The following is a 13,762-nucleotide window of genomic DNA, read 5'->3' as shown; positions in this document are numbered from 1 at the left end:
CGCTGAAATGCAGGTCCGGTATCCGCTCGCGCAGGCACCGGACCACTGTCGACTTGCCGACCGCGGAGGGACCGGACAGCACGACCACGCGTCCCTTGCCAGGTGGTGTGGGACGCGTCCCGTGCTCGACGTCCGGTCCCCCGCCGGCGCTCACTGGCGCTCCCGGGCCGGTGCGCCCACAGGGCGGGTTGGCCGAGGCCGGGTTAGGAGCCGAACTTTTCCAGCAGGGCCTTGCGCTGCCGATCGCCCAGGCCACGCAGGCGGCGGGTGGGGGCGATCTCCAGCTCGGTCATGATTTCCTGTGCTTTGACCTTGCCCACCTTGGGCAACGCCTCAAGCAGCGCGGAAACCTTCATCTTGCCCAGGACTTCGTCGGTCTCGGCGTCCTTGAGCACCTGCGTGAGGTTGGTGCCGCCGCGCTTCAGCCGGTCCTTGAGCTCTGCTCTCGCTCGACGTGCGGCAGCCGCCTTCTCCAACGCGGCCGCGCGCTGCTCGTCGGTCAACTGGGGAAGGGCCACGATTCCTCCGTATCTGATCAATCAATCTCAATCGATCGCTTTTTGTCTCTGCCGGCACTTCAGCCAGCGGAGACGACCGTACTCAGGCCTCCTGACGAAATCTAACCCGACCCCCTGGTTTGGGGGGCAAACTCCCAGCATGAGCCCCGCGCGCGGCCCGAAAATCCGGTTCGCCGGGCATCGGCGACGGCGGTGGCGACCGGTGCCTTCCGCGCGCCCGCATCGCCCTGTCGAGCGCCGCAATCAGCGCCCTGAGCAGCGGTTTTAGCGCGTCGAGGCGGCGCGGTCGGCGTCGCGGGGGCGGCGGCGAAGGCCGGCCTCGGCGAGCGGAAACTCCTCGTGCCGGGGATCACGCATTTTTCGTCGCGTGTCGCGCGTGTCGCGGTGATGCTGTCCTGCGCGGTTCGACCAGGTGACGATTGCTGGTACCGGCTCCAGCTAACACCGGCCGGGTTACCATCTAGCGGTGTCGAACCTGCGGATCCGTCAGGCCGCTGAGCTGCTCGGAGTCAGCGACGACACCGTCCGGCGATGGATCAACCAAGGTTCGTTGTCGGTCAGTCATGACGCGGCCGGCCGCAAGGTCATCGCCAGCGAGGACCTGGCCCGGTTTTCCCGGACCAACGCGCCCGCCCCGCCGCCGGACCCGCTGAGCATCGGCAGCTCCGCCCGCAACCGCTTCGTCGGCCTGGTCACCAAGGTCACCAGCGACAAGGTGATGGCCCAGGTGGAGATGCAGTGCGGCCCGTTCACCGTCGTCTCGCTGATGAGTACCGAGGCCGCCGAGGAACTGCAGCTGCGGCCCGGCAGTGTCGCCGTGGCGGTCGTCAAGGCCACCACGGTGATCGTGGAGACCGCCCGGCCCAGCACGTCGATCGCGTCGGACTGACGCGCGCCTGAGGCCTCGGGCGCGGCTCGTGGCGTTTCGGAGTGCGTAGGGACCGCGCTCGGCGCCCAGCGGGGCGTCTAGGGGGCTCCCAGATAGGCCACCGCGTCCAGCATCCGCTCGCCGGCCGCCCGCAGCTCGGGGACTCCCGGCCCGGCGCGCAGCACCTCGCGGGCCACCGCGGGCAGCAGCTGGCCGGGATGCGCCCCGCCGAGCCCGGCAAGCGCCTCCGGCCGGCCGCCCTGCACGCCCAGCCCCGGCACCAGGACCGGCCCGCCCAGCGCGCTGAGGTCGGGGGCCTGCAGGACCGTCGCGCCCACCACCACGCCGACGTAGCCGGGTCCGGACGGCGTGGCGGACTTGTTCACCACCGCGGCCTGGTCGACGACCAGCTGGGCGACCGTGCGGCCGTCGAACGCGGCGCGCTGGACGGTCGCCCCCTCCGGGTTGGAGGTGGCCGCCAACACGAACACGCCGCGATCGTGCGCCGCGGCGGCTTCCAGCAGCGGCCGCAGCGAGCCGAACCCCAGGTACGGCGAGGCCGTCACGGCGTCGGCGGCCAACGGCGAGTCCCCCGCCCAGGCGGCGGCGTACGCCGCCATCGTGCTGCCGATGTCGCCGCGCTTCGCGTCGGCCAGCACCAGCACGCCGGCCGACCGCAGGGCCGCGATGGTGCGTTCCAGCACGGCGAACCCGGCGGCGCCGTAGGGCTCGAAGAACGCCACCTGGGGCTTGACGACGGCGAAACCGGCGAACGCCTCGACGCAGATGTCGCAGAACGCGGCCAGCCCGTCGGCGGTCGTCGGCAAATCCCATGCGCGTAGCAGCTCGGGGTGCGGGTCGATGCCCACGCACAGCGGGCCGCGTTGCGCCTTGGCGTCGGCCAGCCGGACGCCGAAGCCCGTCACCGGGCGCCTTCGCCGGTGCCCTGGCCCATGAGGCTGTGCAGTTCCTGTAGGGACCGCACGCCGATGTCGCCGCGGATGCCGGCCTCGATGCCCTGGATGGCGGCCGACGCGCCCTGCACCGTTGTGACGCAGGGGATGTTGACCGACACCGCGGCCGAACGGATCTCGTAGCCGTCGATGCGTGGGCCGGAATTGCCGTAGGGCGTGTTGATCACCATGTCGACCTCGCCGGCCTTGATCGCGTCGACGGCGGATACCGCCGGGCGGCCCGGCTGCGCGGGCTCGAAGTGCTTGCGAACCTCGTCGCACGGAATCCCGTTGCGGCGCAACATCTCCGCGGTGCCCTCGGTGGCCAGCACGCGGAAGCCCAGGTCGGCAAGGCGCTTGACGGGGAAGACCAGCGACCGCTTGTCCCGGTTGGCGACCGAGACGAAGATGGTGCCCTCGGCCGGCAGCGACCCGTACGCGGCGGTCTGGCTCTTGGCGAAGGCGCTGCCAAAGTCGCGGTCGATGCCCATCACCTCGCCGGTCGACTTCATCTCGGGGCCCAGCAGTGAGTCGATGGCGGCCCCGTCGGCGCGGCGGAAGCGGTGGAACGGCAGGACCGCCTCCTTGACCGCGATCGGGGCGTTCCAGGCCGCGTGGGCGCCGTCGCCGGACGTCGCCAGCATGCCTTCGTCGCGCAGCTGGGCGATGGTGGCGCCCAACATGATCCGGGCGCACGCTTTGGCGAGCGGGACGGCGGTGGCCTTCGAGACGAACGGCACGGTCCGGCTCGCCCTCGGGTTGGCCTCCAGGACGTAGAGCACGTCGTCCTTCAGCGCGTATTGCACGTTGAGCAGGCCGATCACCCCGATGCCGTGCGCGATGGCCTCCGTCGCGTGGCGCACCTTCTCGATGTCGCTGCGGCCCAACGTGACCGGCGGCAGCGCGCACGCCGAGTCGCCGGAGTGGATGCCGGCCTCCTCGATGTGCTCCATGATGCCGCCGATGTAAACCTCCGCGCCGTCGCACAGCGCGTCGACGTCGATCTCGACCGCGTCCTCGAGGAAGCGGTCGACCAGCACCGGGTGCTCGGGCGAGAGCTCGGTGGCGCGGGTGATGTAGCCCTCCAGCGTCTCGTCGTCGTAGACGATCTCCATCCCGCGGCCGCCCAGCACGTACGAGGGCCGCACCAGCACCGGATAACCGATCTCGTCGGCGATTCGGCGGGCCTGCGCGAAAGTCGTTGCCATGCCGTACTTCGGCGCCGGCAACCCGGCGCCCGTCAGCACGTCGCCGAACGCGCCGCGGTCCTCGGCCAAATCGATCGCCTCCGGCGGGGTGCCCACGATGGGCACCCCGGCGTCGGCCAGGCGCTGCGCCAACCCGAGCGGGGTCTGGCCGCCCAGTTGCACGATGACGCCGACCACCCCGGGACCCGCGCCGGCCGACTGCTGTTCGGCGCGGTACACCTCGAGGACGTCCTCGAACGTCAGCGGCTCGAAATACAGCCGGTCGGCGGTGTCGTAATCGGTGGACACCGTCTCGGGGTTGCAGTTGACCATCACGGTCTCGAAACCGGCCTGGCTCAACGTGGTTGCCGCGTGCACGCAGCTGTAGTCGAACTCGATGCCCTGGCCGATGCGGTTGGGGCCCGACCCGAGAATCAGCACCTTGGGCCGCTCGGTCTGCGGGGCCACCTCCGTCTCGGCCGCCGGGTCGAGTTCGTAGCTGCTGTAGTGGTAAGGCGTCTTGGCCTCGAACTCCGCCGCGCAGGTGTCGACCGTCTTGTACACCGGGTGGATACCGAGCCGCTCGCGTAGCGAGCGCACGCCGTTCTCCCCCGCCAATTCCGGCCGCAGGGCGGCGATCTGGCGGTCCGAGAGCCCGCTGTGTTTGGCCCGCCGCAGCAGGTCGGTGTCGAGCACCGGGGCGTCGAGCAACTCGGTGCGCAGCTTGCCCAGCTCGCCGATCTGGGCGACGAACCACGGGTCGACACCGCTGGCCTCGGCGACCTGCTCGACCGAGGCGCCCAGCCGCAGCGCCAGTTCGATGTCGTAAAGCCGCCCCTCGGTCGGGGTGCGCAGCCGGTCGAGCACCTCACCGACCCCCCCGTCCGGGTCCGGCTTGGTCCAGAAACCCGCGCGGGTGGTCTCCAGTGACCGCATCACCTTGCCGAGTGCCTCGATGAAGTTGCGGCCCAACGACATTGCCTCGCCAACGGACTTCATCGTGGTGGTCAGGGTCGGATCCGCCCCGGGGAACTTCTCGAACGCGAACCGCGGCGCCTTGACGACGACGTAATCGAGGGTGGGTTCGAAGCAGGCCGGCGTTTCCTTGGTGATGTCGTTGACGATCTCGTCGAGGCTGTACCCGATGGCCAGCTTGGCGGCGATCTTGGCGATCGGGAAGCCGGTGGCCTTGGAGGCCAGGGCGCTGGACCTCGACACCCGGGGGTTCATCTCGATGACGATCAGCCGGCCGTCGGCCGGGTTGATCGCGAACTGGATGTTGCAGCCGCCGGTGTCCACGCCGACCTCGCGCAGGATCGCGATGCCCAGGTCCCGCATCCGCTGGTATTCCCGGTCGGTGAGCGTCATGGCCGGCGCGACGGTGACCGAGTCGCCGGTGTGCACGCCCATCGGGTCGAAGTTCTCGATCGAACAGACCACGACCACGTTGTCGTTGCCGTCGCGCATCAGCTCGAGCTCGAATTCCTTCCAGCCGTAGATCGATTCCTCGATCAGCACGTTGGCGCTGGGACTTTCGGCCAGGCCGGCGCCGGCCATCCGGTCGACCTCTTCGACGGATCGCGCCATGCCCGAGCCCAGGCCGCCCATGGTGAAGCTGGGGCGCACCACGACCGGCAGGCCGAGCTCCTCGACCGTCTCGCGAACCTCTTCCATCGTGAAACACACCCGGCTGCGGGCGGATTCACCGCCGACCTTGGCGACGATGTCCTTGAACATCTGCCGGTCCTCGCCGCGCTGGATCGCGTCGATGTCGGCCCCGATGAGCTCGACACCGTGGCGCTCCAGCGCCCCGTTCTCGTGCAGCGCGACGGCGGTGTTGAGCGCGGTCTGCCCGCCCAGCGTGGCCAGCAGCGCGTCGATCTTGTTGCCGCGCTCGGCCTGCTGGGCGATCACCCGCTCCACGAACGCCGGGGTGATGGGCTCGACGTAGGTGTGGTCGGCGTACTCCGGATCGGTCATGATGGTGGCCGGGTTGGAGTTGATCAGGCTGACCTGCAGCCCCTCCGCCCGCAGCACCCGGCAGGCCTGGGTGCCGGAGTAGTCGAATTCGGCCGCCTGGCCGATGACGATCGGCCCCGAGCCGATCACCAGCACGTGACGCAAGTCGGTGCGACGCGGCACTAGCGCCCCCTTTCGCTCTGTCGGGCGGCCATCAGGTCGATGAATTGGTCGAACAGGTATTCCGCGTCGTGGGGACCGGCGGCGGCCTCGGGGTGGTACTGCACCGAGAACGCCCGCCCGTCAGCGAGTTTGACGCCCTCGACCACCCCGTCGTTGGCGCAGGTGTGGCTGACGACGGCCTGCCCGAACGGGGTGTCGAAGGACTGGCCGGCCTCGCCTTCCAGCGCGAAGCCGTGGTTTTGTGCGGTCACCGCCACCCGCCCGGTCGCGTGGTCCATCACCGGGATGTTGATGCCGCGATGGCCGAACACCATCTTGTAGGTGGACAGGCCCAGCGCCCGGCCCAGTATCTGGTTGCCGAAGCAGATGCCGAACAAGGGAATCCCGGCGCCCAGCACCTCGCGGGTGAGCGCGACGACGTGGTCGGCGGTCGCGGGGTCGCCGGGGCCGTTGGACAAGAACACGCCGTCGGGTGCGATGTCGGCGATCTGCTCGAAGCTCGTCGACGACGGCAGCACGTGGCTGCGGACGCCGCGGCGCGCGAAATTGCGCGGGGTGTTGGTCTTGATGCCCAGGTCCAGCGCTACCACCGTAAAGCGTTGCGGCCCTTCGGGTTCCACGACGTAGCGCTCCGGGGTGCTGACCTCGCCGGCCAGGTCGGCGCCCAGCATCGACTGCTGCCCGCGCACCCGCCGCACCAGTTCGTCAGGGTCGGCGAGCGCCTCTCCGGAGAACACCCCCGCCTTCATCGATCCGCGGGTGCGCAGGTGGCGCACCACCGCGCGGGTGTCGATGCCGGCGATGCCGACGACGTGCTGGCGCACCAGCTCGTCCTCCAGGGTGCCGGTGGCGCGCCAGTTGGACGCGCGCGGCGACGGGTCGCGCACCGCGTAGCCGGCGACCCAGATCTTGTCGCCGCGGCTCTCACCGTCCTCACCGTTCCAGCCGGTGTTGCCGATCTGGGGCGCGGTGGCCACCACGATCTGCCGGTGATAGCTGGGATCGGTCAGCGTCTCCTGGTAGCCGGACATGCCGGTGGAAAACACGGCCTCGCCCAGTGTTTCGCCAACCTTGCCGAACGGCGTGCCGGTGAAGACCCGCCCGTCCTCGAGTACCAGTAGGGCCTTGTCTGTCACGCTGCTTCCTCTTTCAGCCACTCGGCGTAGTCGTCGCGGTGGTTTGCGCGAAAGCCGGTGTCGATCTCGACCCCCGACGGCAGGCGCCACCGAATCGCCAATATCCCGATCCGGGCCGGCGCCCTGCCCCCCATGCTGCGCTCCATGCGGATAGCGCTGATCGAGTCGTTTGGGATCCAAATCGGTTGCGCCCGCAGCCGTTCCACCATGATTCCGCCGGAGTAGCGGGTCAGCACCCCTTTGCTTCGGTAACCCAAATCGCCGGCGGCGATCCGCTCGTTCCAATCCGGCGCCATCATGGAACCGCAGTAGTGGCCGCGGGTGGTCACGATCGCCGCGCCCACCTGGTCGGGCACGTCGGGCAGTTCGCCGATCAGCTCCGCCTGTCGCTGCGAACGGCGCCGCCAGCCGCGCATCATCAGCTGGATCACCACCGCGATGACCACCACCAGCACGGCCGCAAAGATCAACGAACCCACCAGCGTGGCGGAGTTCATGCCGGGCACTTCCCGTCTCGAGCGGTGACCTTGCCGCGCAACAGGGTCGCCGTGACGGTGGCGGGCAGCGCCATCGACTCGAATGGCGTGTTGGCGGACCGGCTGGCCAGATCCGACCCGGCGACCGTCCAGGTGGCGTCGGGATCCACCACGGTCAGGTTGGCCGGCTCCCCCACCTCCAGCGGACGGCCGTGATCGGGCAGCCCGACGATGCGCGCGGGGTTTTCACTCATCACCCGCGCGACGTCACGCCAGGTCAACAGCCCCGGAGTCACCATCGTCTGCACCACGACCGACAGCGCGGTCTGCAGACCCAGCATGCCGGGACGGGCCGCGGCGAATTCCACGCACTTCTCGTGCTCGGCGTGCGGGGCATGGTCGGTGGCCACACAGTCGATGACACCGTCGGCCAGGGCCTGGCGCAGCGCCACCGCGTCGGCGGCCTCGCGCAGCGGCGGGTTGACGCGATTGCGCCCGTCGTAGCTGGCCAGCCTGCCGTCGTCGAGCATCAGGTGATGTGGGGTGACCTCGGCGGTGATCGAAATCCCTTGCTCCTTGGCCCATCTCACGATCTCGACGGTGCCCGCGGTGGACGCGTGGCAGATGTGGACGCGGGCGCCGGCGTCCCGCGCCAGCAGCGCGTCGCGGGCCACGATCGACTCCTCGGCGGCCCGCGGCCATCCCGAGAGCCCCAACCGGGCGGCGGTCGGTCCCTCGTGGGCGACGGCGCCGACGGTCAGCCCGGGTTCCTCGGCGTGCTGGGCGATGAGCACCCCCAGGCCGGTGGCGTACTCGAGGGCGCGGCGCATCACGAGCGGGTCGTGCACGCAGATGCCGTCGTCGGAGAACATCCGGACCTGGCCGGCCCCGGCCGCCATCATGCCCATCTCGGTCAGTTCCGCCCCGGCCAGTCCGACGGTGACGGCGCCGACGGGGTGCACGTCGACCAGGCCGACCTGTTGGCCGCGGTGCCACACGTGGTCGGTGACCACCGGGCTGTCGGCGACCGGGTTGGTGTTGGCCATCGCGAACACCGCGGTGTAGCCGCCCAACGCCGCTGCGGCCGAACCGGTTTCGATGTCCTCGGCGTACTCGCGGCCGGGTTCGCGCAGATGGGTGTGCAGGTCGACCAGTCCCGGCAACAGCACGTGACCGGTGGCGTCGATGACGTCCGCGGTGTCGGGAATCTCCAGGCCCGTACCGATTTCGGCGATCTGGCCGTCATCGACGAGCACGTCGACCCGTTCGCCCTCGCCGTACAGCCGGACCCCGCGAATCAGCACGCTCATGCCACGCCCTCTTCTCCGGCGGATTCCGCGCCCACCAGCACATGGAACAGCACCGCCATCCGCACGTGCACGCCATTGGAAACCTGCTGCAGGACGGCCGATTGCGACGAGTCGGCCACCGACGACGCGATCTCCATGCCCCGCAGCATCGGCCCCGGATGCAGCACCACGGCGTGGCCGGGCAGCATGGCCTGGCGGCGGTCGGAAAGCCCGTAGCGGGAGGAGTATTCGCGCACGGACGGGAAGAAGCCGCCGTTCATCCGCTCGGCCTGCACCCGCAGCATCAGCACGGCGTCGGCGGCGGGCAATTCGGCGTCGAAGTCGCCTGCCACGGTGACCGGCCAGCCGTCGACCCCTACCGGCAACAGCGTCGGCGGCGCCACCAGCACCACCTCGGCGCCCAGGGTGTTCAGCAGCATGACGTTGGAGCGGGCGACCCGGCTGTGCAGGATGTCGCCGACGATCACGATGCGCCGGCCCTCGATGCCGCCGAGGCGCTGGCGGATGGTGAGCGCGTCGAGCAGCGCCTGCGTCGGGTGCTCGTGGGTGCCGTCCCCGGCGTTGATCACCGAGGGGCCTTCGTTCGCGCTGCCCGTCCACTCGGCCAGCAGGTGTGCCGCGCCGGACGCCGGGTGGCGGATGATCAGCGCGTCGGCGCCGGCCGCCCGCAGCGTCAATGCGGTGTCGCGCAGCGACTCCCCCTTGCCCACCGACGATCCGGCAGCGCTGACGTTGATCACGTCGGCGCTCATCCACTTGCCGGCCACCTCGAACGACACCCGGGTGCGGGTGGAGTTCTCGTAGAACATCGTGATCACGGTGCGCCCGCGCAGCGTCGGCAGCTTCTTGATCTCGCGGCCCACCAGCGCCTCGGCGAACCGGTCCGCGTCGTCGAGGATGGCGGTGGCCTCGTCGCGGCTCAGGTCGCCGGCCGCCAGCAGGTGACGCGTCATCGCGAGATCACCACCCCGTCGCGACCGTCCTGCTCGGCCAGCAGCACGTGCACGCTCTCGCTGCGCGAGGTGGGGACGTTCTTGCCGACGTAGTCCGCGCGCAGCGGCAGCTCGCGATGGCCGCGGTCGACCAGCACCGCGAGTTGCACCACCCGCGGCCGGCCGACGTCACGCAGCGCGTCCAGCGCTGAGCGCACCGAGCGCCCGGAGTACAGCACGTCGTCGATGAGGATCACCAGGGCGTCGTCGATGCCGCCGGCCGGGATCGAGGTGGCCTCGAGCGGCCGCGGCGGCTTCTGCATCAGATCGTCGCGGTAGAGGGTGATGTCGAGGCCGCCGTTACCTACCTGCACACCGCTGTACTCGGCGATGTTGGCGGCCAGGCGCTTGGCCAGGATCACGCCGCGGGTCGGAATTCCCAACAGCACCACCCGCGGCGCGTCGGGACCATCCAGAGCGGTCTTTTCGATGATCTGGTGTGCGATACGGGAAATGGTGCGACCCACGTCGGCCGCCGACATCAATTCCCGGGATTCGCGGCCCACGCCGCTCTCACCCAAAGCACCCATACGAGACTTGACCTCCTTCTCCGCCTCGCCGGACGGATCGTTAAAGGATGTCGACTGCCCGGCAGCGTAGCACTTCTTCGCGAGCGCGCCGGTGTGAGGCACGGGTGGCGCCGTCGAGGAAGGCCCGCCCAGCCCCACCGGTCCCAGGTGTCCCGCTGGGCTCGGGCTTCGCCCACCGCGGCGGAGGGCTTCGACGCGCGCCCTACCGCGAGTCTCGGTGCGCAGCCGCCGCTAGGTGCAGGGAACTTGCCCGTTGAGCAGACAGTTCGACGGCGGCGTGAAGGAACCGATCACCACGCCTCGCAGCCCACCGGTGGCTGAGCCACCCGGTGCGATGCTGCGATTCCAGTTCGCGGGGGTCAGGACGAAGTGGGTGCCCGACTGGGTGACGTTGCTGTTCCACGTGTGCACGACGGACTGTCCCGCCGGCATGTCGAAGTCAAGCCGCCAGTCGGTGAGCGGCGCCGTGCTCAAGTTGGTGACGGTGAAGTTGGCGATGAAACCGGTCTGCCACGCATGTTCCACCGACAACGTCGCCGAGGCCGCAGCCGCGTGAGCCGCCGGGGAGATGGCGAGCCCGAGGGCGGCAACCAGCACTGCCGACACGGATGCGTGAAGCGCTGTGCGCCAGCGCTTCACGCGATACTTCAGTTCGGCCATGCGGCCAACACTAAAACCAAGCAGGCGATATCGGCCCGCGCATCGCGGGCACGCTGCAGTACCTTTGCCCAACCGAAACCGGGATGAAATTTTGGCCGCCACACTGGGGACACGATGCCGCGCTACCCTGGCGAAAATGACCGGCTCGGGCTTCTCCAGACTGCAGCAAATGGACTTCGACGCGCTCTACCGCGGCGAGAGCCCCGGCGAGGGCATCCCGCCGATGGCCACACCCCCGTGGGATACCAAGGCGCCCAAGGACAACGTCATCGCCTGGCACGGCGGCGGCTGGGTTCACGGTGACGTCCTGGACATCGGCTGCGGGCTCGGCGACAACGCCATCTACCTGGCGCAGAACGGGTTCCGGGTCACCGGGCTGGACATCTCGCCCACCGCGCTGGTGACCGCCCAGCGCCGGGCCCATGACGCCGGGGTCGACGTGACGTTCGCGGTGGCTGACTCCACCAAGCTGGAGGGCTACACCGAGGCGTTCGACACCGTTGTCGACAGCGGGATGTTCCACTGCCTCGACGACGACGGCAAGCGCCACTATGCGGCCGCGGCGCACCGGGCGACCAGGCCGGGCGCCACGCTGCTGATCAGCTGCTTCTCCGACGCCAACGCCCCCGACGAGCGGTGGCCCCGGCCCGCGGTCTCGGAGTCCACCCTGCGCGACGTCCTCGGCGGCGCGGGCTGGGACATCGCGTCGCTGGAACCCGCCACGATGCGCCGCGAGGTCGAGGGCGCGCAGGTCGAAATGGCGTTCTGGTACGTCCGCGCGCAGCGGCGCTGACCGAACCCGCCCGGCCAAGAGTCGGCCCGGGTGATCGGCCGTTGCGGAGAAGACAGTACGTTCGGATGGTGAGGAGCGAGGAGTTCTGGGTCAGCCGCCGCGATGCAGGTGACGCGGTGGTGCTGCAGGTCAGTGGTGTGGTGGACATCATCACCGCGCCCTCGCTCGCCACGCACATCGACATTGCCCTCACCGACACCCCCGCGGTGCTCGTCATCGACCTCACCGAGGTCGATTTCCTGTCCTCCGCCGGCATCACCGTGCTGGTCGAGGTGCATCGCCTGACCGAGAACAGCCCGACGTCACTGCGGGTGGCGGCCGACGGCTCGGCAACCAGCCGGCCGCTGCGCATCGTGGGCCTCGACGAGTTCATCGACCTCTACCCCACCGTGGATGAAGCCTTGGCCGCGGCTCCCCCGGGCCCGACGCTAACCTGATTCGGGTGAATCTCGACGCCAATGCGGCCTCCGTCCGCGAAGTGTGCGACGCGGGCATGCTCGCCGGTGCGCTGACGCTGGTGTGGCAGCGCGGAGAAGTGCTGCAGGTCAACGAAATCGGCTACCGCGATGTGGACGCGGACCTACCGATGCAGCGCGACACGCTGTTCCGGATCGCGTCGATGACCAAGCCGGTCACCGTCGCGGCGGTGATGAGCCTGGTCGACGAGGGCAAGCTGACACTGAAAGACCCGATCGTGCGCTGGGCGCCCGAGCTCGCCGACGTGCGGGTCCTCGACGACCCGCACGGCCCCCTGGACCGGACGCATCCGGCGCAGCGCGCCATCCTCATCGAGGATCTGCTCACCCACACCAGCGGCATGGCGTACGGATTCTCGGTGTCCGGGCCGATCGCCAAGGCCTACGTGCGGCTGCCGTTCAACAACGGCCCGGACGCCTGGCTGGCCGAGCTGGCCAAGCTGCCGCTGGTGCATCAGCCGGGCGACCGACTTACCTACAGCCACTCCATCGACCTGCTGGGCGTCATCGCGGCACGCATCGAGGGCAAGCCGTTCCACCAGGTTCTCGACGAACGGGTGCTTGGCCCGGTGGGCATGCCCGACACCGGGTTCTTCGTGTCCCCCGAGGCGCGCCGCCGCGCCGCGACCATGTACCGGCTCGACGGGCAGGGCCAGCTGCACCACGACGTGATGGGTCCGCCGCACATCACGCCGCCGTCGTTCCCCAACGCGGGTGGCGGCCTGTGGTCGACCGCCGACGACTACCTGCGGTTCGTGCGGATGCTGCTCGGCGGCGGGACGATCGACGGCGTGCGGGTGTTGTCACCCGAATCCGCCCGCCTGATGCGCACCGACCGGCTCACCGACGAACATAAGCGGCACAACTTTCTCGGGGCGCCGTATTGGGTGGGCCGCGGCTTCGGCCTGAATCTGTCGGTGGTGACCGACCCCACCAAGAGCGCGCCGCTGTTCGGCCCCGGCGGGCTCGGGACATTCAGCTGGCCGGGCGCCTACGGGACGTGGTGGCAGGCCGACCCGAGCGCCGATCTGGTCCTGATCTATCTCGTCCAGAATTTGCCCGACATGTCCGCGGACGTGGCGGCCGCGGTAGCCGGTAACACCTCGCTGGCCAAGCTGCAATCGGTGCAGCCGAAATTCGTCCGCCGCACCTATCAAGCGCTCGGCCTCTAGCCCCGTGGCCGATTACCCACCCGACCGCATCACCGGGCCCCGGCTGGTGCTGCGCCGGCCCGTGCTCGACGACGCCGGGGCACTGTTCCAGCGGGTGGCCCGCGACCCCGAGGTCACCAAGTACCTGATGTGGGCCCCGCATCCCGACGTGGCGGCGACGCGGCGGGTGATCACCGAGAAGCTCAACGCAACGGCCGACGACCGGACCTGGGCGATCGAGTTGCGGCACAGCGGTGAGGTCGTCGGGCTGGCCAGCTGCCGGCGCCCGGTGCCGCACTCGGTCGAGATCGGGTATTGCCTGGGCCGACGGTGGTGGGGCAAGGGCGTGATGGCCGAGGTGATCGACATGCTGTTGACCGCGCTCGACAGCGACCGGGCGGTGTATCGGGTGTGGGCCACCTGCAATGTGGAGAACGAGCGTTCGGCGCGGCTGCTCGAGCGTGCCGGTTTCGTGTTGGAGGGGCGGCTGGCCCGCCGGTGACCCCGCCCTGGACGCACAGTCTGCTCAGCGCAGAATCCTGGCGTAGAGCAGGCTGTCCTGCGGCTCAG

General features: G+C 69.8%; 13 protein-coding genes and 2 pseudogenes. 5 read left to right on the top strand and 10 right to left on the bottom strand.

Annotated elements, in window-relative coordinates; all coding sequences use genetic code 11:
• Together A5711_RS26530 and mihF are read right to left on the bottom strand one after the other, a co-directional pair.
• A pseudogene (locus A5711_RS26530) lies at nt 1–154 on the bottom strand (guanylate kinase); the annotation flags it as partial.
• A gap of 49 nt (nt 155–203) precedes the next feature.
• Nucleotides 204–518 (bottom strand): integration host factor, actinobacterial type, encoded by a 315-nt coding sequence (gene mihF, locus A5711_RS21745; protein ID WP_007171927.1) that lies wholly within the window; start codon nt 516–518, stop codon nt 204–206.
• A 466-nt stretch (nt 519–984) separates the two neighbouring features.
• Between mihF and A5711_RS21740 the strand changes: the two genes are divergently transcribed.
• Nucleotides 985–1,407 (top strand): molybdopterin-binding protein, encoded by a 423-nt coding sequence (locus tag A5711_RS21740; protein ID WP_066945151.1) that lies wholly within the window; start codon nt 985–987, stop codon nt 1,405–1,407.
• Nucleotides 1,408–1,484: 77 nt separating this feature from the next.
• Here the strand turns inward: A5711_RS21740 and pyrF are convergent, their stop codons facing one another.
• From pyrF to A5711_RS21700, 8 genes are all read right to left on the bottom strand, one after another.
• Nucleotides 1,485–2,312, bottom strand: coding sequence for an orotidine-5'-phosphate decarboxylase (gene pyrF / locus A5711_RS21735; protein WP_067950184.1), 828 nt, complete (start codon nt 2,310–2,312; stop codon nt 1,485–1,487).
• On the bottom strand, nt 2,309–5,668 hold the full coding sequence (gene carB, locus A5711_RS21730; protein WP_067950183.1) for a carbamoyl-phosphate synthase large subunit: 3,360 nt from the start codon (nt 5,666–5,668) through the stop codon (nt 2,309–2,311). The genes pyrF and carB overlap by 4 nt, the downstream gene beginning before the upstream one ends.
• Nucleotides 5,668–6,804, bottom strand: a complete 1,137-nt coding sequence (gene carA / locus A5711_RS21725) for a glutamine-hydrolyzing carbamoyl-phosphate synthase small subunit (protein ID WP_067950181.1) — start codon at nt 6,802–6,804, stop codon at nt 5,668–5,670. Before carA ends, carB begins: the two co-directional genes overlap by 1 nt.
• Complete coding sequence (locus A5711_RS21720) at nt 6,801–7,301, bottom strand: transporter (RefSeq protein ID WP_067950186.1); 501 nt, start codon at nt 7,299–7,301, stop codon at nt 6,801–6,803. Before A5711_RS21720 ends, carA begins: the two co-directional genes overlap by 4 nt.
• Nucleotides 7,298–8,590 (bottom strand): dihydroorotase, encoded by a 1,293-nt coding sequence (locus tag A5711_RS21715; RefSeq protein ID WP_067950179.1) that lies wholly within the window; start codon nt 8,588–8,590, stop codon nt 7,298–7,300. The genes A5711_RS21720 and A5711_RS21715 overlap by 4 nt, the downstream gene beginning before the upstream one ends.
• Nucleotides 8,587–9,543, bottom strand: coding sequence for an aspartate carbamoyltransferase catalytic subunit (locus A5711_RS21710; RefSeq protein ID WP_067950177.1), 957 nt, complete (start codon nt 9,541–9,543; stop codon nt 8,587–8,589). The genes A5711_RS21715 and A5711_RS21710 overlap by 4 nt, the downstream gene beginning before the upstream one ends.
• On the bottom strand, nt 9,540–10,112 hold the full coding sequence (gene pyrR / locus A5711_RS21705) for a bifunctional pyr operon transcriptional regulator/uracil phosphoribosyltransferase PyrR (RefSeq protein ID WP_067950176.1): 573 nt from the start codon (nt 10,110–10,112) through the stop codon (nt 9,540–9,542). Before pyrR ends, A5711_RS21710 begins: the two co-directional genes overlap by 4 nt.
• Before the next feature lie 231 nt (nt 10,113–10,343).
• Complete coding sequence (locus A5711_RS21700; RefSeq protein ID WP_067950173.1) at nt 10,344–10,772, bottom strand: cellulose-binding domain-containing protein; 429 nt, start codon at nt 10,770–10,772, stop codon at nt 10,344–10,346.
• A 160-nt stretch (nt 10,773–10,932) separates the two neighbouring features.
• Between A5711_RS21700 and A5711_RS21695 the strand changes: the two genes are divergently transcribed.
• From A5711_RS21695 to A5711_RS21680, 4 genes and pseudogenes are all read left to right on the top strand, one after another.
• Complete coding sequence (locus tag A5711_RS21695) at nt 10,933–11,565, top strand: class I SAM-dependent methyltransferase (RefSeq protein ID WP_156673470.1); 633 nt, start codon at nt 10,933–10,935, stop codon at nt 11,563–11,565.
• A gap of 68 nt (nt 11,566–11,633) precedes the next feature.
• Complete coding sequence (locus A5711_RS21690) at nt 11,634–12,002, top strand: STAS domain-containing protein (protein ID WP_231972190.1); 369 nt, start codon at nt 11,634–11,636, stop codon at nt 12,000–12,002.
• Between the two features lie 5 nt (nt 12,003–12,007).
• A complete protein-coding gene (locus A5711_RS21685; RefSeq protein ID WP_067950167.1) occupies nt 12,008–13,213 on the top strand; it encodes a serine hydrolase in 1,206 nt (401 codons plus the stop codon).
• Between the two features lie 4 nt (nt 13,214–13,217).
• Nucleotides 13,218–13,688: pseudogene (locus tag A5711_RS21680) on the top strand (GNAT family N-acetyltransferase); the annotation flags it as partial.
• Between the last annotated feature and the right edge of the window lie 74 nt (nt 13,689–13,762).

Source organism: Mycobacterium sp. E2238 (genome assembly GCF_001672665.1).
Classification (GTDB): Bacteria; Actinomycetota; Actinomycetes; order Mycobacteriales; family Mycobacteriaceae; genus Mycobacterium.
Note: the sequence above shows the minus strand (reverse complement) of the source record. Positions and strands in the feature narration are given on the sequence as shown.

What these genes read in the sequence shown, in the direction of transcription:
- A5711_RS21720 (WP_067950186.1), bottom strand. Translation starts at nt 7,301, where the DNA reads ATGAACTCCGCCACGCTGGTGGGTTCGTTGATCTTTGCGGCCGTGCTG.
- A5711_RS21715 (WP_067950179.1), bottom strand. Translation starts at nt 8,590, where the DNA reads ATGAGCGTGCTGATTCGCGGGGTCCGGCTGTACGGCGAGGGCGAACGG.
- A5711_RS21710 (WP_067950177.1), bottom strand. Translation starts at nt 9,543, where the DNA reads ATGACGCGTCACCTGCTGGCGGCCGGCGACCTGAGCCGCGACGAGGCC.
- pyrR (WP_067950176.1), bottom strand. Translation starts at nt 10,112, where the DNA reads ATGGGTGCTTTGGGTGAGAGCGGCGTGGGCCGCGAATCCCGGGAATTG.
- A5711_RS21700 (WP_067950173.1), bottom strand. Translation starts at nt 10,772, where the DNA reads ATGGCCGAACTGAAGTATCGCGTGAAGCGCTGGCGCACAGCGCTTCAC.